Below are 21,960 nucleotides of genomic sequence, written 5' to 3'. Positions count from 1 at the left end.
AGCCCCGCCGCCCCACCCCCGTTCCTTCCCCCGCCCCGTTCCTCCCTCAGCCCACCCCACCCCCGTCCCCACCCCCGTCCCCACCCCCGTCCCCTCCTCCGCCCACCCCACTCCCCGGGCGATACGCGTGCATGGGAGCCCGTGATGAGCGACATGATCACCGCGGATCTGGTCGACCTCGACCTGTCCGCCGACACCAAGGAAGCGGCGGCCCGTGCCCTCGCCGAGCGCATGGTGGCCCTGGGCCGGGTGACCGACCTGGAGGGCTTCCTCGCCGACGTGGCCGCCCGCGAGGCCCAGATGCCGACGGGGCTCGACGGCGGCATCGGCATCCCGCACTGCCGTAGCGCCCACGTCACCGAACCGACCCTCGCCTTCGGCCGCAGCGCCGCCGGTATCGACTTCGGCGCGGCGGACGGTCCGGCCGACCTGATCTTCCTGATCGCGGCGCCCGCCGGTGCCGACGACGCCCACCTGACGATCCTCTCCTCCCTCGCCCGTCAGCTGATGAACGCCGAGTTCACCTCCGCGCTGCGGGCGGTGGACGATGCGGATACGGCGGCGGCGCTGATCCGGGGGGAGGAGGTTCCCTCGGGCGAGGAAGCGCGGGGCGCTGTCGCGGGCGCCGGTGGTGAGGCGCAGCCGAAGGGCGCGAACGGCTCGGCGAGCGCCGGAAGTACGGGCGCGGGCGCCGGGGATGCGGGCGCGAGTGCCGAGGGCGCGGATTCGGACGCCGCCCAAGGCACTGTCCAGAGCGCCGTGAGTTCCGGGGATGCCATGGAAGCCGGGGAAACCGGGGATGCCAGGGAGTCCGGGGACACCGGGGAGTCCGGAGATGCCGGGGACTCCTCCGAAGACACCGCTGCGGCGCCGGTGGCGGCCTCCACCGGCGCCGCAGCGGCCGGCACGCCCGCGACCGCCGGCACCGGTACCACCGCCGACGCGGGCGAGCGCCCCTTCCGTATCGTCGCCGTCACCTCCTGCCCGACCGGCATCGCCCACACCTACATGGCGGCCGAGTCCCTGGAGAACGCCGGCCGCGACGCGGGCGTCGAACTGGTCGTCGAGACACAGGGCTCGGCCGGTTTCTCCCGGCTGGACCCGGCGGTGATCGCGGCGGCGGACGGCGTGATCTTCGCGCACGACGTCCCCGTACGCGACAAGGACCGCTTCGCGGGCAAGCCCACCGTCGACGTCGGCGTGAAGGCCGGCATCAACCGCCCCGCCGAACTCATCGCGGACGTCCGTGAGAAGGCGGCGCGCGGCGAGGCGAGTGCCCCGGCGCACGCGCCGGCCGGCACGCCGGTCGAGCGCGCGGGCGACTCCACCGAGGGCTACGGCACCAAGCTCCGCAAGTGGTTGATGTCCGGCGTCAGCTACATGGTCCCGTTCGTCGCCGCGGGTGGCCTCCTCATCGCCCTGGGCTTCGCGATCGGCGGCTACGAGATCAAGAAGGCGCCCTCGGTGATGGACCACTTCGTGTGGACCCAGGCCGACAGCTGGGGCGCCCTGCTCTTCCAGATCGGCGGCGTGGCCTTCGGGTTCCTCGTCCCGGTCCTCGCCGGCTACATCGCGTACGGCATGGCGGACCGGCCCGGCCTCGTCCCCGGCTTCGTGGGCGGCTCCGTCTCGCTGACCATCAACGCGGGTTTCCTCGGCGGCCTGGCGGCCGGTCTGGTCGCCGGTGGTGTGGTGCTGGCGATCCAGAAGATCGACATCCCGGCGGCGTTGCGCGGCATCATGCCGGTGGTGGTGATCCCGCTGATCTCCACGCTGATCGTCGGATTCCTGATGTTCGTCGTGATCGGCAAGCCCATCGCCGCCGCCCAGAAGGGCCTGACCGACTGGCTGAACGGACTCACCGGCACCAACGCCATCCTGCTCGGCGCCCTGCTCGGCCTGATGATGTGCTTCGACCTGGGCGGCCCGGTCAACAAGGTCGCCTACACCTTCGCCACCGCCGGCATCGCCGTCGCCACCCCCAGCGACTCCGCCATGAAGATCATGGCCGCCGTGATGGCGGCCGGCATGGTCCCGCCGCTGGCGATGGCCCTGGCCACCACCGTGCGCGGCAGGCTCTTCACCCCGACCGAGCGGGAGAACGGCAAGGCCGCCTGGGTGCTGGGCGCCTCCTTCATCTCCGAGGGCGCGATCCCGTTCGCGGCGGCCGACCCGCTGCGGGTCATCCCGTCCTCCATGGTGGGCGGCGCGCTCACCGGCGCCCTCTCGATGGGCTTCGGTGCCACCCTGCGCGCCCCGCACGGCGGCATCTTCGTGGTCCCGCTGATCGGCAACCCGTTCCTCTACCTCGTGGCCGTCGCGGCCGGCGTCTGTGTCACCACGGCCCTGGTGGTCCTCCTCAAGGGGATGCGCGGGCAGGCGTCCGAGCCCACGGCCGCCGGCCGCGCCGGGAACCCGGCCGCCACGAAGGAGTCCAAGCACCCGATAGCGGCCTGACCGCCGCACCCACCACTCGACGGCGTCTTGTCCCTTTGGTTCGCTGTGAGTTGTTCACGGCACCTGCGAGATACGTCACGGTCCGGGGCCAAAGTCCCGGACCGTGGTGTGTACTGGGGCTCATGCCTGAGCACGCCCCGACTCTTCAGCTGATCGGCGTGGCCGTCCTCACTGTTGCGGCGGTCGCGTGGGCCGCCGTCCTGCTGCGCCTGCTGCGCCGTGCCGGGATACAGACCGCCGGCCGGCGCCCCACGATGCCGCTCCCGGCCCTGCCGCGGCAGAACCGGGTCGGCCCCCCGCAGGAGTCCGTCGAGCTGACCCCCGCGGAACAGGACGCGTTCGCGGGCCTGGTACGCCGACTCGCCGGCGGCTGACGGCGCGGGCCGCGGACGCGCCCCTGACGCGTGCCTCCGCCGTCAACCCTGCCGTGCCGCGCGCCGTTCCATCGCGTCCCGGGCCGCGTCCTCCGACATGTACACCTCGCACATGTGCCGCCCGTCCGGCGTCGCCGTGTGCTCGACCTCCCACAGGGAGATCTCGGTTTCGTCGGGCAGCAGGAAAGCGTGCTCGTACAGCGCGTAGCTGAGCCCCGCCCGTCCGGCCCGCCCGGGGCGGCCGAACGCCTGTGTGATCTCGTGCGCGGTCGCCGTCGCCAGCAGCGCCGCCGTCTCCGCGCCGGGCCGGTCGGGGTTCTCCGCGCGGCGCAGGAGCCGGCGCGCGTGGTCCGCCGAGTCGCCGGAGTCGAACACGTGCCGGGGTTCGGGGATCGCCCACAGCCGCATGAGCGCCGGAAGTTCGAAGTCCCGCGTGTCCGGCAGCAGCCCGAGCTGTGCCGTGGCGGCCTGGAGCTCCTCCTCGTCGACGTACACCTCGTGCTCCGGGGCGCCGCCGGGCGTGTGGTTGTGCGCGAGCTCCCACAGCGTGACCGCCGAGCCGTCGGCGAGCAGCCAGGTGTGCCGGTACGTCTCCCGGTGCAGCCCCGCACTGTGGTACGCGGAGTGCAGCGAACTGTCGTGCGCCAGCGCGCAGTCGAGGTGCCTTATCACCTCGTCGGGCAGCTCGAAGGAGTTCAGGGCACGGCCGAGGAGTCGCGCGAGATGCTCCTCCGGAGACTCGGGCGACTCGGCTGGTTCGTACGCTGCGGTCTCGTACGGAACGCTCAAGACATCTCCCGGCGTTGCTGCATGTCACCTTGTGGGTGCATACCGTAGCCCCTCGGTCGGACATCGTGTCCGGGAACCGAGAAAACGTACGCCGGAAAAACGCGCCGGCCGCGCGAAAAGTTCCCGCGCGGCCCGCCGTTCCGTCAAAACTGGCCGCTCAGGCGGCACTCCCCGCCGTCCAGGCGCTCCACGACATGTTCCAGCCGTTGAGACCGTTGTCGGGGGCGACCGTGGTGTCGGGGGAGTTCTTCACGACCACGACGTCCCCGATGAGCGAGTTGTCGTAGAACCACTTGGCCGACGTGGCGCCCTGTGCCCCCTGCACGTCCGCGAGGCCGACACAGCCGTGGCTGGTGCCCTCACGCCCGAACGGCGGGTTGCCCTTGTTGTACCAGTAGTTGCCGTGGATGAACGTCCCCGACGACGTCAGCCGCATCGCGTGCGGCACGTCCGGGATGTCGTACTCCCCGCCGAAGCCCACCGTCGAGCCGTTCATGCGGGTCTGCACGAACTTCTCGGAGATCACCATCTGCCCGTTGTACGTGGTGTGCTGCGGGCTGCCCGCCGAGATCGGCACCGACTTGAGGGTCTTGCCGTCCCGTACGACCGTCATCGTCTGCGCGTCGACGTCGACCGTGGAGACCTGCGACCGCCCGATCGTGAAGGAGACGGACTTCTTCTGCACCCCGTAGACGCCCTTGGCGCCCTGGACGCCGTCCAGGTCGATGTTCATCGTGACCTTGGACCCGGCCTTCCAGTAGTCCTGCGGCCGGAAGTCGAGCCGCCGGTCCCCGAACCAGTGACCGGCCACCTGCTGACCGCTGCTGGAGTTGACCGTGATGTGCGACTGCACGGCCTTCTTGTCGGTGATCGACTTGTCGAAGGTGAAGGAGACCGGCATGCCCACCCCGACCGTGGCGCCGTCGTCCGGCGTGTAGGTGCCGATGAAGCTGTTCCCCGAGGTGACGGTGGTGAAGATGGAGTTGGCCGCCGCCGTACGCCCCTCGGCGTCCTTGGCCGTCGCGTTTATCTCGTACTTCGTCCCGCGCTCCAGCTGCTGCTTCGGCTTCCAGGTGCTGCCGTCCGCCGATATCGTCCCCGGCACGGCCTGTCCCGAGCCCGACACGGACATCTTCACCTCGGTCAGCTTGCCGTCGCTGACCTTCACCCCGGTGGCGTTGATGGACGCCCCGGTCGAACCGTCCTTGGCCGAGATCGCTATCGCCGCGGTCGACGTCTTCGGGGAGTCCTTGCCGCCCTTGCCGTCGTCGTTGTTCGCGTTGGCGCTGCCGCCGCAGGCGGTCAGGGTGAGGGCGCCGACCATCAGGGCGGCACAGGCCCCGAGTGCGCGCCGCGCTGCAATGTCCGGCGTTGTCACGGGCTGCTCCAGGTTCATGTGATGTGCGTGATCTCTTCCAGTCGTGAGGAAAGAGGGAGTCGGCACCGGGGGAGGTTCCCTCCGGCACCCGGTGAACGCCATCACGTGACAGAACCGCGACAATCACCCCCCGGGCCCCCGCCCTCCGCCCCCCCGGGGCGGCCCTTCTATCCCGTCCCGTACAACTCCCGGTACGACGGCCACATTCCACCCGGTCCCTCGACCGAGCCGGCGGCACGCACGGCCCGAACGATCGCCCGCGTCACGAGATCCGCGCCGGCGGCCAGGACGTCGTTGAGCGCCAAGGGGTGCGCGCCGAGCGGGTGTGCACCGGTCGCCAGGGCGAACACCGTGTCACCGTCGTGCAGGAGATGCACCGGACGCACGGCACGTGCGATCCCGTCGTGCGCCGTACCCGCCAGCTTCTGCGCCTGAGCCTTGGAGAGGTCCGCGTCCGTCGCGACCACCGCCAGCGTGGTGTTGAGCGGCGGCCGCGGGTTCTTGGCGGCGGCCTCGTCCAGGAGCCGGCGAGCGGCCTCGTGGACACGCTCCTGCGGATACTCCACCCGGCCCTGGAACAACTCCCCGTAGAGCACGCCCGTTCCGGGATCCAGCACCGCTCCCGCGGCGTTCGCGACCACCAGCGCCGCCACGGTGATGCCCGAGTCCAGCACCGTGCTCGCGGTGCCCACTCCCCCCTTGAGCCGTCCGGTGACGGCGCCCGTGCCGGCGCCGACGCATCCTTCGGGCACCCGCGCACCCGGAGCGGTCGCCGCGGCGGCCTCCACCGCCGCACGTCCCGTCGCGGCGTCCGGACGGGCGCGGAAGTCGCCACCGCGCCCCAGGTCGAAGACGCACGCGGCGGGCACCACCGGCACCACGTGCGCCGGGTCCGCCCCCACGCGCACTCCGCGCCCCCGCTCCTCCAGCCAGGCCATCACCCCGGACGCCGCGTCGAGCCCGTACGCGCTGCCTCCGGTCAGCACGATCGCGTCGACCTTCTGCACCACGTTGCGCGGGTCGAGCGCGTCGGTCTCCTTGGTGCCGGGGCCGCCGCCGCGCACGTCCACGGCGGCGACGGCGCCTCCCTCGGGTGCGAGGACGACCGTGGTGCCGGTGAGCCAGCCGTCGCCGGTGCGGGTGGCGTGCCCCACCCGCAGCCCGGCGACGTCCGTCAATGCGTCAGCTGTCATGGTGGCCAGTCTGGCGCAGTCCGGGTGGCCCTTCGAGGGTTCAGCCGGCCGGTGCGGCGGCGTCCGCCGCCCGTTCCCGTCTGGTCATGCGTGCCGTGAGGACCACGCCGGTCGCCACCGCGGCAGAGGAGACCAGACCCGCCGCGAGCACCGCCCACTCGCCCAGGAAGGTGCAGCAGATCACCAGCAGGGCCGTGACCGGCAGCACCAGTTGCTGGTTGAGGCCCACCTTGAAGTGGCGGGAGTGCAGCGCCCACACGGTCAGCAGGTACAGCGCGGTCGGCAGGGTGACGGCGGCCGAGGCGGACAGGGTGGAGATGTGCGCCGTGCCGACCGCCTGTTCCACGGCCACCTCCAGGCCGGCGCCGATCGCCGCCGCCGAGGAGAAGACCAGGTAGTGGCCGTAGCCCCAGATGAACGCCCGCTTGCTGGAGCGCAGGTGGCCGTGGATCGGGACCACGAAGTAGATCCACCAGGCGGAGAACACGATCAGCAGCCCGCCCGCGGCGATGGGCAACAGCTCGGCCAGCACGTCGTGCTCGTCCACGGCCGACTTCACGGCGACCGTGGCCGCGGCGATCGTCTCGCCGAGCACGATGATCGTGAACAGTCCGTACCGCTCGGCGATGTGATGCGGATGCCAGGCGGTCTCGTGGTTCCTCTCGGCGAGGAGCGGGACGCACAGCTCCGCGACCGCCATCACGAGGAACACCCAGGGCCGTGCCGGCTCCGGCAGCAGCAGCAGTCCGAGCCAGCCCACCTGGCACAGCAGCACGCCGCACGCGTACCGCAGCGCCATCGCTCTCTCCGCGCCCCCGGCCGACCTCGCGGCTCTCAGCCACTGCCCGGCCATCGCCAGCCGCATGATCACATAGCCGAGCCAGACCAGCAGGAAGTCATGGTGGGTGAAGGCCCGGGAGATGCCGGCGGCCAGCACGAGCACACCGGCGATCTGCACCAGGGTGACGAGCCGGTAGAGGGCGTCGTCGTTGTCGTACGCCGAGGCGAACCAGCTGAAGTTCATCCACGCCCACCAGATGGCGAAGAAGGCCATCGCGTAGTTGAGGATGCCCTCGCCCGGGTGTCCTCCCGCCACGGCGTGCACCAGTTGCACGCCCGCCTGCGCGATCGCCACGACGAAGCACAGGTCGAAGAAGAGCTCCAGCGGGGACGCCACGCGATGCGCCTCGTCGCGTCCGCGCGCGGTGAGGCGTCGCAAGGGGCGGGAGGGCCGTGGTGCGCCCGAGGGGGCGGGAGCCGGAGTGGGACTCGACGTCATGGTTCCCAGCACAGCAGAAATCGGCCAGGAAGTCTTGTGCACGGATTCACAAGCGGGAGGAGGGCCTGCCGGTGCAGGGGGCGGGCGCTCCGCCGGGCCGTCCCCACGGGAGCCGTACCCTTGTGGCATGAGCACCGCCCCCGAACCCGAGCCGCGCGCACCGAAGCCCGCGCTGGTCTTCGACGACCCGCTGGACCAGCAGACCTCGGACGACACCGACCGCGGGTGGGGTGAGCGCTCGGACGGGGACAGCGTCGCCGACCTGAGGCGCTTCCTCGACGAGAAGCCGCCCCACCACCTCTGAGTCGTCCGCGGGAGCCTCTGAGTCGTCCGCGGGAGCCTCCGAGTCGTCCGCGGGGGCCTCCGAGTCCTCCGCGGGAGCGCCGCTAGCGCTCGTCGGGCGCGGATGCGCGCTGCGCGACCAGCGCGTCGCGGATCTCCTTGAGCACCTCCAGCTCGCTCACCTCGATGATCTCCTTGGTGCCCTCCCGCGCTGCCTTCCGGGCCGCCTGCCGGGCCAGGTACTTCGACATCGGCAGGACCATCAGGAAGTACACCACCGCGGCGGTGATCACGAAGGTGAGCGTGGCCCCCAGGACGGAGCCCCACATGATCGGCACACCGCTCTTGACCGTGCCGTCGGCCCCCACCTCGCACGGGTCCTTCAGGCAGGAGCTGTAGTTGTCGAGGTTCTGTGTGCCGATCGCTCCGACCAGTGGATTGATGAGCCCCTTCACCACCGCGTTGACGATGTTCGTGAAGGCCGCGCCGATGACCACCGCGACTGCAAGATCGACGACATTGCCGCGCATCAGGAAGGCCTTGAAGCCGTGCCAGACGCTCGGTTCCTTCTTCGCGCTCACCTGGGAGACTCTCCTCGCATGCACAGGGTGTGGAACAAAACGCTCCGCAACCTACGGCACGGTGCGGCCATGGTGTCCAATTCCGGAGCACGGTCGAGGGGCTTGACAGCGAACCGTCGACGGTGAGTACCCGCTGCTTCAGCACAGCGTCACCGCCAGGCGGGCGGTGGCACCGGCACCGACCAGCCCTGCCGCCGTGGCGCGCGGCACCGACAGCACGACCAGCGCCCCGCTCTCGGCCGCACCGGCCGACGGCTCCGGCACCTTCGTCACCCGCACCGCGCGGGCGAGCACCCGGACGCCGCCCCCGGTCGACGGGTCCGCCGCGGCGATGACGTCGACCCGGTCGCCGGGGCGCAGCAGCTGCGCGGTGGCGGCGTCGGCGATGCGCACCGGTGCCGACACCAGGTCCAGGGGGGTGTGCCGGCGCACGGGGTCCGCCGGCCTATGCTCCTGCGCACTCTGCACGCCGTGCGGTTCCGCCCCGGTCCGGGGCCCCGCGGCCACCAGCGCCGCGGCGGTCATGGCGAGCCCGGCGGCGACGGCCCGCCCACGGTGCCGCGCCAGCCGCTGCCACCGGTACCGCCCGCCGCGCACCCGTACGGGACCGAACGAGGGCACCTCGCAGGTCGCCGGGACGTCCGAGCCCAGCGGGCGCGGCAGCCGGAAGGGAGGCGGGAAGGAGGGGCCGGGGGAGATGGAGGGACCGGGGGAGAAGGAGGGCGGAGTCGGGCTCGGGGGCGAGGAGGGCGAGGGCATGAGGATCACCGCCTGCGACGAGGAATTCGGCTTGCGATGCCACGATGACGCCTCGCGCCGGAGCCCGCCGGAGCCGGTGGACCACGGACGGATTGTGGACAACCCGCCCACCCGAACGGGGAGTTCCGCTCCCTCCGGCCGGCCTCCCAGGCCCTCCGGCGGCGGCGCGAACCCCGAGCCGTCCCACCGGCTACGGGCCGCCGTACGGCAGCACGAACCTCGGATCCACCCACGTCGGGTCACAGACCCCTGCGGACCTCTGGCCCCCCACCGGGTCACGGACCCCTACGGCAGCGCGAACCCCGGATCCATCCCGCCGAGCGCGTTCCCGCACAGGCAGTCCCGGGCTGCGGTCTCCGGCAGTGCCGCCACCGCGTCGAACAGCACGCCGCGCAGCCGGTCCACATTGGCGGCGAACACCCGCAGCACCTCTTCGTGCGAGACGCCCTCCCCGGTCTCGGCGCCCGCGTCGAGGTCGGTGACCAGGGTCAGCGAGGTGTAGCACAGCTCCAGCTCCCGGGCGAGCGCCGCCTCGGGATGGCCCGTCATGCCCACCACCGACCAGCCCTGCGCCTGGTGCCACAGAGATTCGGCGCGCGTCGAGAAACGCGGGCCCTCGACCACGACCAGCGTGCCGCCGTCCACCGGCTCCCAGTCCCGTCCACGGGCCGCCTTCAGCGCGGCGGCCCGGCCGGTGGGGCAGTAGGGGTCGGCCATGGACACGTGCACGACGTTCGGCACGGTGCCGTCGGGCAGCGGCAGCCCGTCGAAGTAGGTCTGCGCCCGGGACTTCGTCCGGTCCGCGAACTGGTCCGGTACGAGCAGGGTGCCCGGGCCGTACTCCGGACGCAGCCCGCCCACCGCGCACGGGCCGAGGACCTGCCGCACGCCGACCGAGCGCAGGGCCCACAGGTTGGCGCGGTAGTTGATGCGGTGCGGCGGCAGGTGGTGACCGCGGCCGTGCCGGGGCAGGAAGGCGACCCGCCGGCCGGCGACCTCGCCGAGGAACAGGGAGTCGCTGGGCGCCCCGTAAGGGGTGTCCACCTGGACCTCGGTCACGTCGTCCAGGAAGGAGTAGAAACCCGAGCCGCCGATTACGCCGATCTCTGCGTTCGCCATGACCAGCACACTAGCGGGCCACGAAACCGCGGGGCAGCCGGAGCCCGTCCCCGCCGAGGACCCTGGCTACGCCGAGGACCCTGCCGTCGTACGACGGCAGGGTCCGAGGGTGGGAGAGCTCAGGCCGCGGAGCTGCTGGTGGAGCTCGACGAGGAAGACGAGGACGACGACGTCGAGGACGTCGACGAAGACTTCGCGTCGGACGACGAGCCGGACGGCTTCGACGCCGGGGTGCTGCTCGACGTGGAGCCGCGGGAGTCGTTGCGGTAGAACCCGGAGCCCTTGAAAACGATGCCGACCGCGGAGAACACCTTCTTCAGGCGGCCCTGGCAGTTGGGGCACTCGGTCAGAGCGTCGTCGGTGAACTTCTGCACCGCCTCGAGGCCCTCGCCGCACTCGGTGCACTGGTACTGGTAGGTCGGCACTGTCTTCCTCCTGGCACTCTCACTCAATGAGTGCTAACGACGATCCATAGTGACGTATTCCCGGGGATCAGTCCACCGTCACCGGGACGCGGTGACCGACGCCACGTGCGACCGTGCGGTTCCGCTGCGGGGCGACGAGCCGCGAGCGCAGGGTCACCAGGGTCACCAGCGCGAGCACCGTGCCGGCCATGGGCACCAGGAATCCCGCGCCCTCCCACAGCCGGTCCTCCAGCTGGCCCGCGACCGTGACGGCGGCGGCCTGGCCGAGCGCGACCGCGCCGGTCAGCCAGGTGAAGGCCTCGGTGCGGGCGCCGGCCGGGACCAGGCCGTCGACCAGCGTGTAGCCCGTGATGAGCGCCGGTGCGATGCACATGCCGACCAGCAGGCCGAGCGCGGCCAGCAGCAGCACGGAGTGCGCCGTCCACAGGGCGGACGCCGCCAGCGCGAGCGCCGCGTAACCGACGACCAGGCGCTTCTGGGGGGCCACCTTCCAGGCGATCGCGCCGCAGGCGACGCCGGACAGCATGTTCCCGGCGGCGAAGACGCCGTACAGGACGCCGTTCAGACCGGGCTCGCCGATCGACTCCGTGAAGGCCGCCAGCGACACCTGCATGCCGCCGAAGACCGAGCCGATGCCGAGGAAGGTCACGACCAGGACGCGCACACCCGGGACGCGCAGGGCCGACGCGTGCTTCACGCGCGCGTGCCCGCTCTCGCCGGTCACCGACGGCTGCGTGCTCTTCTGCGCGGCGAACAGCAGGCCGCCGACGAGGGTCAGCGCGGCCTCCGTGACCAGGCCCGCCGCCGGCGTCACGGTGGTGCACAGCGCGGTCGCCAGCAGGGGACCGAAGACGAAGGTCAGCTCGTCCGTGACCGACTCGAACGCCGCCGCGGTGGTCATCAGGGGCGACCCCTGCAGCTTCACACCCCACCGCGCCCTGACCATCGGGCCGACCTGCGGCACGGAGGCGCCGGTCGGGACGGCCGCCAGGAACAGCACCCACAGAGGGGCGTGCGCCAGCGCGAGCGCCGTCAGCGAGAGGCCGGAGACCGTGTGCACCAGCACACCGGGGATCAGTACGGCGCGCTGGCCGTAGCGGTCGGCCAGACGGCCGCTGTACGGCGCGAAGAGCGCCATGGAGACCCCGGTGGCGGCAGCAGCGGCGCCTGCCGCGCCGTACGAGCCGGTGGTGTGCTGGACGAGCAGCACGATCGAGAGGGTGAGCATCGCGAAGGGCTGACGTGCCGCGAAGCCGGGGAGCAGGAACGTCCAGGCGCCGCGGGTGTGCAGCAGCTGTCCGTATCCGGGGCGGGACGACGCCGGCGAGTTCTCCGCCGGGTCGGTGGTGACCGTGGACGCCACGGCCCGTGCCTTTCTTCGCCTGGTAGCGCGCCCGTGCGGGGGCGCCGAGAGCTGTCCTCTTGCGCAGAACTGCGGTAGATACCGGCGCCTCCGGGGAGGGCGTTCCGGCCGCCATACGGTCGCGCCAGCTCTGCATCAGGCAGAGTTGGTTCGATCAGGTGCCTTTATCGTACAGGGATCAAGGCCTTGTGCACCTGTGAAACCGAGCACCGTCAGGGCCGTTCACCTGCGATTGGTGCGGGTGTGAATCGGACGAAACACCCCCGTAATGCGCGCGTTCCCAGCTCGCACGCACCCCCGGCCGCGCCGTCACCCGGTGCTCGCCCTGTCACCGGCGAGGCGACCTCACCGCCCGGCGCCCGCCCCGCCCGTGTCACCGGCGAGGCGACCTCACCGCCCGGTGCCCGCCCCGTCCGCGCCCAGCCAGCCCGCCAGCTTGCCGCCGTGGGCGACCGCGCGCAGCCGCCGTTCGGCCGCGTCGCGCACCGGATCGGTGGCGACCACCAGCAGTTCGTCGCCGCGCCGCAGCACCGTCGAGGGCAGCGGCACGAACGACTTCTCCTCGCGGACGACCAGGGTGACGGCCGCGCCGGGCGGCAGCCGCAGCTCGCTGACCTCCACGCCGTGCATCCGGGACCCCTCGGGGATCGCGACGGACAGCAGGTGCCCGCGCAGCCGTTCCAGGGGTGCCGACTCGATGCCGAGGTCGGAGGCCTCGCCCTCCTCGCCCAGGCGCAGGGTGCGCGCCAGCCAGGGCAGTGTCGGTCCCTGGACGAGGGTGTAGACGACGACCAGGACGAAGACGATGTTGAAGATGCGGTGGCTGCCGGTTACGCCGTTCACCATGGGGATCGTCGCCAGGATGATGGGCACGGCGCCGCGCAGGCCCGCCCACGACATCAGGGCCTGCTCCCGCCACGGCACCCGGAACGGGGCCAGGCTGAGGATCACGCTCAGCGGTCGGGCCACCATGGTCAGGGCCAGTCCGATGACCAGGGCGGGCCAGACGTCGTCGCCCAGTTCGTGCGGGGTGACCAGCAGGCCGAGGACGACGAACATGCCGATCTGGGCGATCCAGCCGAGCCCCTCGGCGAAGCCGCGCGTGGCGGGCCAGTGGGGGAGCTTGGCGTTGCCGAGCATCATCGAGGCGAGGTAGACGGCCAGGAAGCCGCTGCCGTGCCCCAGGGCGCCGGCGGCGTACGCGGTGACGGCGATCGCGAGCACGGCGATCGGGTAGAGGCCGGACGCCGGCAGCGCCACATGCCTGAGCCCCCAGGAGCCGAACCAGCCCACGGCGATCCCCATGGCCGCGCCGATGGCCAGCTCCAGGGCGATCTCGCCCAGCAGGACGTACCAGTGCTCGATCGGGCCGGCCGTGGAGAAGGCGACGACCAGGATGACCACCGGGGCGTCGTTGAAGCCGGACTCCGCCTCCAGCGTGCCCGTCACGCGCGCGGGGAGCGGGATTCTCCGGAGCACCGAGAAGACCGCCGCCGCGTCCGTCGACGAGACCACCGCGCCGATGATGAGCGCCTGCCGCCACTCCAGCCCGACCAGATAGTGCGCGCCCGCCGCGGTCACCCCGACACTGACCGCGACTCCCACCGTCGCCAGGACCGAGGCGGAGGACAGAACCGGCCGGATTTCCTTCCACTTCGTGCCCAGGCCGCCCTCGGCGAGGATCACGACCAGGGCCGCGTATCCCATGACCTGGGTCACTTCGGCGCTGTTGAAGTGGATGTCCCCGATGCCGTCCTGGCCCATGAGGACGCCGATTCCCAGGTAGACGAGCAGGCTGGGGAGCCCGCTGCGTGAGGAGATCCGGACGGCCGCGACGGCGACCAGCAGAACGACGGAACAGACGAGCAGGAGCTGGTTGAGGTGGTGGACAGTCAGCGGGCGCCTCCTCTGAGATCTCCGGTTACTTCGTTACCTTACCTAACTCTTGACGCTTTCTTGACGTTCGCCGAGGCAAGATCGAACGCTCGTGCGCGCTGGTTCCCGACTCCGCGTCAAGCGGGACAGGACCCTGCGCCTATGGTTGCTCCAGCGCTCATTCAAAGTCACAGCCCGACCTGCCGCTCGCGTTAGGACAGCAAGGACAGCGATGCCCCCCAACACCACCGCCACAACGGGTGACAAGCCCGCCAAGTCCGGCAGGAAGAGGGGGCGCAAAGCCCGACTCGTCGTGCTTGTGCTGGTACTGGCCATCATCGGAGGCATCGCCTACGGGGCGTACTGGTCGATCAGCACGGTCCGCGCCTCCTTCCCGCAGACCACCGGTTCGATCAAGCTCGACGGCCTCTCCGGCCCGGTCGACGTGAAGCGGGACGGCTACGGCATCCCGCAGATCTACGCCTCCTCGGACGAGGACCTGTTCATGGCACAGGGCTTCGTCCAGGCGCAGGACCGGTTCTACGAGATGGACGTGCGCCGGCACATGACCTCCGGGCGCCTGTCGGAGATGTTCGGCAAGAGCCAGGTCGAGAACGACGAGTTCCTGCGCACCCTCGGCTGGGACCGGATCGCCGAGCAGGAGTACGACCACAAGCTGTCGGCCTCCACCAAGAAGTACCTCCAGGCGTACGCCAAGGGTGTCAACGCCTACCTCCAGGGCAAGGACGGCGAGGACATCTCGCTGGAGTACGCGGCCCTGGGCTTCTCCAACGACTACAAGCCGGCGAAGTGGACCCCGGTCGACTCCGTCTCCTGGCTGAAGGCGATGGCCTGGGACCTGCGCGGCAACATGCAGGACGAGGTCGACCGCGCCCTGATGACCAGCCGCCTGGGCCCGCAGCAGATCCAGGACCTGTACCCGGCGTACCCCTACGGCCGCAACAAGCCGATCGTCCAGGAGGGCCAGTACGACGAGCTGACCAACGCCTTCCAGCAGGGCGGCGCCACCGGCACCTCGCAGGGCACGACGGGCGCGTCGGGCACGACGGGCACCACCGGCACCACCGGCTCCTCGCAGGGCACGGGGGGCACCACGGGCGCCACCGGCACCACGGGCACCACGGGCTCCTCCCAGGGCGCGACGGGCACGACCGGCTCCTCGACCCCGACGGGCACGGGTTCGACGCTCACGGGCCAGCTGGGCGGCCTTCACGAGGTCCTGGACGACCTCCCCACGGCCGTCGGTGTGAACGGCCAGGGCATCGGCTCCAACTCCTGGGTGGTAGGCGGGCAGTACACCATCTCCGGCAAGCCCCTGCTCGCCAACGACCCGCACCTGTCGGCGTCCCTGCCCTCCGTCTGGTACCAGATGGGCCTGCACTGCCGGACCGTCTCCGACAAGTGCCGCTACGACGTCACGGGCTACACGTTTGCCGGCATGCCCGGTGTGATCATCGGCCACAACGCGAAGATCGCCTGGGGCATGACCAACTCCGGCGTCGACGTCACCGATCTCTACCTGGAGAAGGTGAGCGCGAACGGCTACCTGTACGACGGCAAGGTCCGGCCCTTCAAGACCCGTGAGGAGACGATCGAGGTCGCCGGCGGCAAGGCCAAGACGATCGTCGTCCGCCAGACCCAGGACGGGATGCCGCTGCTGTCCGACCGCGACGACGAACTCGTCCAGGTCGGCAGGAAGGCCACCGTGAACACCGCCGCGCCCGACCGGGGCGACGGCTACGGCATCGCCCTGAGGTGGACCGCGCTCGACCCGGGCACCTCCATGGACGCGGTGTTCGCCCTCGACAGGGCGGCCGACTGGAAGGACTTCCGCGCGGCGGCGGCCCTGTTCGACGTGCCCTCGCAGAACCTGGTCTACGCCAGCACGGACAACCACATCGGCTACACCCTGCCGGGCAAGATCCCCACGCGTTCCGCCAAGGACGACGGCACCATCCCGGCGCCGGGCTGGGACTCGAAGTACAGCTGGACGGGCTTCATCAAGAAGGACGAGCTGCCCTACGAGTACGACCCCGAGCGCGGCTACATCGTGACCGCCAACCAGGCCGTGGTCGACCAGGACAAGTACCCGTACACGCTGACCGCCGACTGGGGCTACGGCACCCGCAGCCAGCGCATCACCGACCTGATCGAGTCCAAGATCAAGGACGGCGGCAAGATCTCCACCGACGACATGCGGCAGATGCAGCTGGACAACAGCAGCGAGATCGCCAAGCTCCTGGTGCCCAAGCTGCTGAAGCTCAACCTCGACGACCCGGACGTCCGCCAGGCGCAGAAGCTGCTGGAGGGCTGGGACTACACCCAGGACGCCGACTCCGCGGCGGCGGCGTACTTCAACGCCGTCTGGCGCAACATCCTCAAGCTCGCCTTCGGCAACAAGATGCCCAAGGAGCTGCGCGCCAAGGGGCAGTGCCTGTGGGTCGACAAGATCGACAACACCGGCCCCGTGGACGACGACACCAAGGTGCGCGAGTGCGGCCAGCGCGCTGCCGACCGGGCGCAGCCGGACGGCGGCGACCGCTGGTTCGAGGTCGTGCGCACCCTGATGGAGAAGCCGGACAGCGACTGGTGGAAGGCTCCCGCGTCGGGCACCCGTCCCAAGGCCGAGAACCGTGACCAGCTGTTCGCCCGCGCCATGATCGACGCCCGCTGGGAGCTGACCGCCAAGCTCGGCAAGGACATCGACACCTGGAGCTGGGGCCGCCTGCACCGGCTGTTCCTGAAGAACCAGACGCTCGGCACCGAGGGGCCCAAGGTCCTGCAGTACCTCCTCAACCGCGGCCCCTGGAAGCTCGGTGGCGGCGAGGCGACGGTGAACGCGACCGGCTGGAACGCCGCCGGCGGCTACAACGTGGTCTGGGTGCCGTCCATGCGGATGGTGGTCAACCTCGCCGACCTCGACAAGTCCAAGTGGATCAACCTGACGGGCGCCTCCGGGCACGCCTTCAGCGCCCACTACACGGACCAGACCGGCAAGTGGGTCAAGGGCGAGCTGCTGCCCTGGTCCTTCACGGGCAAGGCGGTGGACAAGAGCACCAGCGACACGCTCGTCCTCCAGCCGTGAGCCGCTGACGGTGTACTGCGGGAAAGGGCCCTCCACGCGCGCGTGGAGGGCCCTTTCCCGTTCTCCGAGGGAGCCTTCCCGGCCCGCCGGGCGGCAGGCCGGGACCCCGGGGAGGTCCGGGTGCCGATCAGGGATGCGCGAAGCGGCGCACGCCGGAGGGCGTCACCACCGCGTGCACCGGTTTGTCGTGCGCCTCCGCCGGGACGTGCGCGACCACCTCCGTGTCGTACAGCAGCACCACGAGCCGGGGCCGCGCGCCCGCACGCTCCAGACGGGCCAGCACGCGGTCGTACGAACCTCCGCCGCGGCCCAGGCGCATCCCGCGCGCGTCCACCGCGAGACCGGGCAGCAGGACGACGTCCGCGGCCGTCACGGCGTCCGGGCCGAGTCGCGCGCCGGAGGGCTCGAACAGCGCCATCCTCCCGCCGTGTCGCACCCGGGCGACGGAGTCCGGGCCGGTGTACTCGCCCCAGTCCAAGTCGTTGTCGGGCAGCAGGGCGGGGAGCAGGACGCGTACGTCCCGCGCGCGCAGCGCGTCCAGCAGGGCGAGCGTGCCGGGCTCGTTCCCGACCGAGACGTACGCCGCCACCGTGCGCCCGCGCGTCAGCTCGGGCAGGTCCAGGGCGCGCTCCGCCAGCGCCCGCCCCGCCTCCCGGACGTCATCCTCCGTCAACCTGTTCCTCACCGTGAGGAACTCTCGCCGCAACATGCGCTTGTCAGGCTCGCCCGCAGGTCCCACGTGTACCACTGGTCGTTCGCGCACCCTTCTTAATGCAGGTCATATGAGGGTCAAGCATCCGGAGCCACAGATTCCCTACAAAGGCACCGGATAGGGTTGCGGGCATGACTCAGTCCCACCCCAGGATCAGCAAGGCTGTCATTCCCGCAGCCGGCCTCGGCACCCGGTTCCTGCCGGCTACCAAAGCCACTCCCAAGGAGATGCTGCCGGTCGTAGACAAGCCGGCGATCCAGTACGTGGTCGAGGAGGCCGTGTCGGCGGGGCTCGACGACGTCCTCATGATCACCGGACGCAACAAGCGTCCCCTCGAGGACCACTTCGACCGCAACTACGAGCTGGAGTCGGCGCTCGAGAAGAAGGGCGACGCCGAACGGCTCGCGAAGGTGCAGGAGTCCAGCGACCTGGCCACCATGCACTACGTGCGCCAGGGCGATCCCCGGGGTCTCGGTCACGCCGTGCTGTGCGCTGCTCCGCACGTGGGCCACGAGCCCTTCGCCGTCCTCCTCGGTGACGACCTGATCGACCTCAGGGACCCGCTGCTGCGGCGCATGATCGAGGTCCAGGAGCAGCACGGCGGCAGCGTGATCGCCCTCATGGAGGTCGCGCCCGAGCAGATCCACCTCTACGGCTGCGCGGCCGTCGAGGCCACCACCGACGGTGACGTCGTGAAGGTGACCGGCCTGGTCGAGAAGCCGGACCCGGTGGACGCCCCGTCGAACTACGCGGTCATCGGCCGCTATGTCCTCGATCCGCACATCTTCGACATACTGCGCAAGACCGAGCCGGGCCGCGGCGGCGAGATCCAGCTCACCGACGCCCTCCAGCAGCTCGCGCAGGACGAGAAGGTCGGCGGCCCCGTGCACGGCGTCGTCTTCACGGGCCGCCGTTATGACACCGGCGACCGTGGCGACTACCTGCGTGCCATTGTCAGACTCGCGTGCGAACGTGAAGACCTGGGACCGGACTTCCGGACCTGGCTTCGCAGTTACGTAGCCGAGGAGATGCAGCAATCTTGAGCAGCGCCGCGACCCGTTCCGCCGGCCCGGACGACCTGTGGTCGGTGGACGAGCATCTGGAGGACATCCTCTCGACCGTCCGCCCCCTCGAACCCATCGAGCTGCAACTGCTCGACGCCCAGGGCTGTGTCCTGGTCGACGACGTCACGGTGCCGGTGTCCCTGCCGCCGTTCGACAACAGCTCCATGGACGGGTACGCGGTGCGGGTCGCGGACGTCGCGGGCGCCGGCGAGGAGTTCCCGGCCGTCCTGGAGGTCGTCGGGGACGTCGCGGCGGGCGCGACCGATCCGGTGCGGGTCGGGCCCGGGCAGGCCGCGCGCATCATGACCGGCGCGCCGCTGCCGCCCGGCGCCGAGGCCGTCGTCCCCGTCGAGTGGACCGACGGAGGGCTCGGCGAAGGCCCGGTGAGCGGCATGCGGGCGCGCAGCCTGGCTCCCGAGGGCGCCGAGGGGCACGTGCACGTGTACCGCCCCGTCGAGGCACGCGCGCACGTGCGCGACCGGGGCAGCGACGTGCGCGCAGGCGACCGGGCCCTGGAGGCCGGGACGATCCTCGGCCCGCCGCAGATCGCCCTGCTCGCCGCGATCGGCCGCGGCACGGTACGCGTGCGTCCGCGCCCGCGCGTGGTCGTCCTGTCCACCGGAAGCGAACTCGTCCAGCCCGGCGAGGAACTGGCCACCGGCCAGATCTACGACTCCAACAGCTTCGCCCTCACCGCCGCCGCCCGTGACGCGGGCGCCATCGCCTACCGGGTGGGCGCCGTCGCCGACGACGCCGAGACCCTCCGCTCCACCATCGAGGACCAGCTCATCCGCGCGGACCTGCTGGTGACCACGGGCGGGGTGAGCGTGGGGGCGTACGACGTGGTCAAGGAGGCGCTGTCCTACGTCGGTGACGAGGACGAGGCCGGCAGCGGCGTGGAGTTCCGCAGGCTCGCCATGCAGCCCGGCAAACCCCAGGGCTTCGGGTCGATCGGCCCCGACCACACCCCGCTGCTGGCGCTGCCCGGCAACCCCGTGTCGTCGTACGTCTCCTTCGAGCTGTTCGTCCGCCCCGCCATCCGCGCGCTGATGGGCCTCGCCGATCTCCACCGGCCCCGCACGCGGGCCGTCCTGAAGGCGGACGCGGCGCTCCGCTCGCCCAAGGGACGCCGCCAGTTCCTGCGCGGGACGTACACCGACGGGGAGGTGGCCCCGGTGGGCGGAGCCGGTTCCCACCTGATCGCGGCGCTGGCCCGGGCCGATGCGCTGATCGTCCTCCCCGAGGACGTGGAGGCCGCCGAGCCCGGCGGCGAGGTGGAGGTCGTCCTGCTCGGCTGACGTGCGCGCGGGCCCCGTCCACAGGACGGTCCTGGTCCGGTGGACGGGCCGGCTTGGCGGTAGCGTGTCGCGCACAGCAGGCCCGCGCTCCGCACCGCGACGGGCCCGGACCGGGAGCGTCACACACCATGACTGTGCCTTCCCGGGGGGAGACCCCCGGATCCTCTGTGCCGGAACGGCTGACCCACATCGACGAGGCGGGTGCGGCCCGCATGGTCGATGTGTCGGAGAAGGACGTGACCGCGCGCACCGCCCGTGCCAGCGGCCGGGTCCTGGTCTCACCGCGCGTGGTCGAACTGCTGCGCGGTGAGGGGATGCCCAAGGGAGACGCCCTGGCCACCGCGCGCATCGCCGGGATCATGGGCGCCAAGCGCACTCCGGATCTGATCCCGCTGTGTCACCCGTTGTCGGTGTCCGGTGTGAAACTGGATCTGTCGGTCGCGGACGACGCCGTGGAGATCCTGGCCACCGTGAGGACGACGGACCGCACGGGTGTCGAGATGGAGGCCCTCACCGCCGTGACGGTCGCCGCGCTCACCGTGATCGACATGGTCAAGGCGGTCGACAAGGGAGCGGTCATCACGGACGTGCGGGTGGAGGAGAAGACGGGCGGCAAGTCGGGCGACTGGAGCCGGGCATGACATTCGACGACAGCATCGGGGGCGCGCTGCGGGCACCGTACGCCGCGCTGGTCGTCACCGCCTCCAACCGGGCCGCCGCCGGTGTCTACGAGGACAAGGGCGGCCCGCTGATCGTGAAGGGCCTGCGGGACCTCGGCTTCGCCGTGGACGGGCCGCGGGTGGTGCCGGACGGGGATCCGGTGGAAGCGGCGCTGCGGGCGGCCGTGGAGGCGGCGTACGACGTCGTCGTCACCACCGGCGGCACCGGCGTCTCGCCCACCGACCGCACGCCCGAGGCGACCCGCGCGGTGATCGACTACGAGGTGCCGGGCATCGCGGAGGCCGTCCGCGCGTACGGACGGGAGAAGGTGCCGACCGCCGCGCTGTCCCGGGGCCTGGCGGGAGTCGCCAAGGGGACGCTGATCGTCAACCTGCCGGGATCGACCGGCGGTGTGCGGGACGGCCTCGCCGTCCTGGAGCCCCTGCTGATCCACACCGTGGACCAGATCCGCGGCGGTGACCACCCCAGACCCGGTAGTGGGGGTGCGAGCTGAACAGCCCTTCCTGGCCCGTCGTGCTGGCGGACGGCGATGTCGTTCTCCGGCCGATAAAACTGCGCGACCAGCGGGCCTGGCGCGAGGTGAACCGGCGCAACCGCGACTGGCTGCGCCCCTGGGAGGCGACGATCCCGCCGCCCACGCCGAGCGGACCGATCGCGCACCGGCCGACGTACCGCCAGATGGTCCGGCATCTGCGCTCCGAGGCGGGCGCGGGCCGGATGCTGCCGTTCGTCATCGAGTACCAGGGGCAACTGGTCGGGCAGTTGACGGTCGCCGGGATCACCTGGGGATCGATGTGCTCGGGCCACGTCGGCTACTGGGTGGACGAGTCGGTGGCGGGGCGCGGAGTGATGCCGACGGCCGTCGCGCTCGTGGTGGACCACTGTTTCCGCACCGTCGGGCTGCACCGGATCGAGGTCTGCATTCGCCCCGAGAACCGGCCGAGCCGGAGAGTCGTGGAGAAACTCGGATTCCGCGAGGAGGGGCTCCGGCCGCGTTATCTGCACATCGACGGCGCCTGGCGCGACCATCTCGTCTTCGCGCTCACCGCGGAAGAGGTGCCCGACGGGTTGCTCGCGCGGTGGCGGCGGGCGCGCTCCCAGAGGCGGGCCGAGCGGCCCGCCGGCAACGGGGGCGGGGCGGGCACGCCGGGCACGGCGAGGAATCCGGGGAACGCGCCCGGGAATCCCGCCGAACGGCCGTAAATTGAATATGTGTTCGAAATTG

20 protein-coding genes are annotated in these 21,960 nt (G+C 71.4%); 9 read left to right on the top strand and 11 right to left on the bottom strand.

All coding sequences use genetic code 11. The annotated features are described in order from the left end of the window. Positions 1 to 144 precede the first annotated feature (144 nt). Positions 145 to 2,457, top strand: a complete 2,313-nt coding sequence (locus ACZ7KF_RS03480) for a PTS fructose transporter subunit IIABC (RefSeq protein ID WP_471069010.1) — start codon at positions 145 to 147, stop codon at positions 2,455 to 2,457. A 122-nt stretch (positions 2,458 to 2,579) separates the two neighbouring features. Then, a complete protein-coding gene (locus ACZ7KF_RS03475; RefSeq protein ID WP_471069008.1) occupies positions 2,580 to 2,831 on the top strand; it encodes a hypothetical protein in 252 nt (83 codons plus the stop codon). A 42-nt stretch (positions 2,832 to 2,873) separates the two neighbouring features. On the opposite strand, the gene ACZ7KF_RS03470 is transcribed toward ACZ7KF_RS03475, so the two are convergent. The 4 genes from ACZ7KF_RS03470 to ACZ7KF_RS03455 form a co-directional block, all read right to left on the bottom strand. Further along, positions 2,874 to 3,620, bottom strand: a complete 747-nt coding sequence (locus tag ACZ7KF_RS03470) for a DUF6227 family protein (protein WP_471069007.1) — start codon at positions 3,618 to 3,620, stop codon at positions 2,874 to 2,876. 157 nt (positions 3,621 to 3,777) lie between these two features. Further along, entirely contained in the window at positions 3,778 to 4,998 is a 1,221-nt protein-coding gene (locus tag ACZ7KF_RS03465) for a L,D-transpeptidase (protein ID WP_471069005.1), read from the bottom strand. Between the two features lie 167 nt (positions 4,999 to 5,165). Then, positions 5,166 to 6,191, bottom strand: coding sequence for a P1 family peptidase (locus ACZ7KF_RS03460; RefSeq protein WP_471069004.1), 1,026 nt, complete (start codon positions 6,189 to 6,191; stop codon positions 5,166 to 5,168). A gap of 40 nt (positions 6,192 to 6,231) precedes the next feature. Beyond that, positions 6,232 to 7,470 carry a low temperature requirement protein A gene (locus ACZ7KF_RS03455; protein WP_471069003.1) on the bottom strand — a complete coding sequence of 413 codons (1,239 nt, stop codon included), beginning with the start codon at positions 7,468 to 7,470 and terminating at the stop codon, positions 6,232 to 6,234. 127 nt (positions 7,471 to 7,597) lie between these two features. On the opposite strand from ACZ7KF_RS03455, the gene ACZ7KF_RS03450 reads away from it, so the two are divergent. After that, on the top strand, positions 7,598 to 7,774 hold the full coding sequence (locus ACZ7KF_RS03450; RefSeq protein ID WP_471069001.1) for a hypothetical protein: 177 nt from the start codon (positions 7,598 to 7,600) through the stop codon (positions 7,772 to 7,774). Positions 7,775 to 7,856: 82 nt separating this feature from the next. On the opposite strand, the gene mscL is transcribed toward ACZ7KF_RS03450, so the two are convergent. From mscL to ACZ7KF_RS03420, 6 genes are all read right to left on the bottom strand, one after another. Next, positions 7,857 to 8,333: a large conductance mechanosensitive channel protein MscL gene (gene mscL, locus ACZ7KF_RS03445; protein ID WP_471068999.1), complete on the bottom strand. Its 477-nt coding sequence runs from the start codon at positions 8,331 to 8,333 to the stop codon at positions 7,857 to 7,859. Between the two features lie 138 nt (positions 8,334 to 8,471). Continuing rightward, positions 8,472 to 9,092, bottom strand: a complete 621-nt coding sequence (locus ACZ7KF_RS03440) for a hypothetical protein (protein WP_471068997.1) — start codon at positions 9,090 to 9,092, stop codon at positions 8,472 to 8,474. A gap of 285 nt (positions 9,093 to 9,377) precedes the next feature. Beyond that, positions 9,378 to 10,211, bottom strand: a complete 834-nt coding sequence (locus ACZ7KF_RS03435; RefSeq protein ID WP_471068996.1) for an S-methyl-5'-thioadenosine phosphorylase — start codon at positions 10,209 to 10,211, stop codon at positions 9,378 to 9,380. A gap of 119 nt (positions 10,212 to 10,330) precedes the next feature. After that, complete coding sequence (locus ACZ7KF_RS03430; protein ID WP_471068995.1) at positions 10,331 to 10,636, bottom strand: FmdB family zinc ribbon protein; 306 nt, start codon at positions 10,634 to 10,636, stop codon at positions 10,331 to 10,333. Between the two features lie 67 nt (positions 10,637 to 10,703). Next, positions 10,704 to 11,999 (bottom strand): MFS transporter, encoded by a 1,296-nt coding sequence (locus tag ACZ7KF_RS03425; RefSeq protein WP_471068993.1) that lies wholly within the window; start codon positions 11,997 to 11,999, stop codon positions 10,704 to 10,706. Between the two features lie 390 nt (positions 12,000 to 12,389). Continuing rightward, positions 12,390 to 13,895, bottom strand: coding sequence for a potassium/proton antiporter (locus ACZ7KF_RS03420; protein ID WP_471069568.1), 1,506 nt, complete (start codon positions 13,893 to 13,895; stop codon positions 12,390 to 12,392). Positions 13,896 to 14,106: 211 nt separating this feature from the next. On the opposite strand from ACZ7KF_RS03420, the gene ACZ7KF_RS03415 reads away from it, so the two are divergent. Continuing rightward, on the top strand, positions 14,107 to 16,980 hold the full coding sequence (locus tag ACZ7KF_RS03415; RefSeq protein ID WP_471068992.1) for a penicillin acylase family protein: 2,874 nt from the start codon (positions 14,107 to 14,109) through the stop codon (positions 16,978 to 16,980). Between the two features lie 127 nt (positions 16,981 to 17,107). Here ACZ7KF_RS03415 and ACZ7KF_RS03410 read toward each other — a convergent pair whose 3' ends face one another. Further along, positions 17,108 to 17,689, bottom strand: a complete 582-nt coding sequence (locus tag ACZ7KF_RS03410) for a 5-formyltetrahydrofolate cyclo-ligase (RefSeq protein WP_471068990.1) — start codon at positions 17,687 to 17,689, stop codon at positions 17,108 to 17,110. Between the two features lie 134 nt (positions 17,690 to 17,823). Between ACZ7KF_RS03410 and galU the strand changes: the two genes are divergently transcribed. The 5 genes from galU to ACZ7KF_RS03385 all read left to right on the top strand — a co-directional run bounded on the left by galU (position 17,824) and on the right by ACZ7KF_RS03385 (position 21,938). After that, positions 17,824 to 18,735 carry a UTP--glucose-1-phosphate uridylyltransferase GalU gene (galU, locus tag ACZ7KF_RS03405; protein WP_471068988.1) on the top strand — a complete coding sequence of 304 codons (912 nt, stop codon included), beginning with the start codon at positions 17,824 to 17,826 and terminating at the stop codon, positions 18,733 to 18,735. Next, on the top strand, positions 18,732 to 20,054 hold the full coding sequence (glp, locus tag ACZ7KF_RS03400; RefSeq protein ID WP_471068986.1) for a molybdotransferase-like divisome protein Glp: 1,323 nt from the start codon (positions 18,732 to 18,734) through the stop codon (positions 20,052 to 20,054). Before galU ends, glp begins: the two co-directional genes overlap by 4 nt. Positions 20,055 to 20,182: 128 nt before the next feature. Next, positions 20,183 to 20,695 (top strand): cyclic pyranopterin monophosphate synthase MoaC, encoded by a 513-nt coding sequence (moaC, locus tag ACZ7KF_RS03395; RefSeq protein WP_471068984.1) that lies wholly within the window; start codon positions 20,183 to 20,185, stop codon positions 20,693 to 20,695. Next, positions 20,692 to 21,228 (top strand): MogA/MoaB family molybdenum cofactor biosynthesis protein, encoded by a 537-nt coding sequence (locus ACZ7KF_RS03390; protein WP_471068982.1) that lies wholly within the window; start codon positions 20,692 to 20,694, stop codon positions 21,226 to 21,228. Before moaC ends, ACZ7KF_RS03390 begins: the two co-directional genes overlap by 4 nt. A 20-nt stretch (positions 21,229 to 21,248) precedes the next feature. Beyond that, the gene (locus tag ACZ7KF_RS03385; RefSeq protein WP_471068981.1) at positions 21,249 to 21,938 is read left to right on the top strand and encodes a GNAT family N-acetyltransferase; all 690 of its coding nucleotides are present in this window, start codon (positions 21,249 to 21,251) and stop codon (positions 21,936 to 21,938) included. The last annotated feature ends 22 nt before the right edge of the window (positions 21,939 to 21,960 follow it).

It is taken from the genome of Streptomyces sp. NPDC038200 (assembly GCF_055600785.1).
Note: the sequence above shows the minus strand (reverse complement) of the source record. Positions and strands in the feature narration are given on the sequence as shown.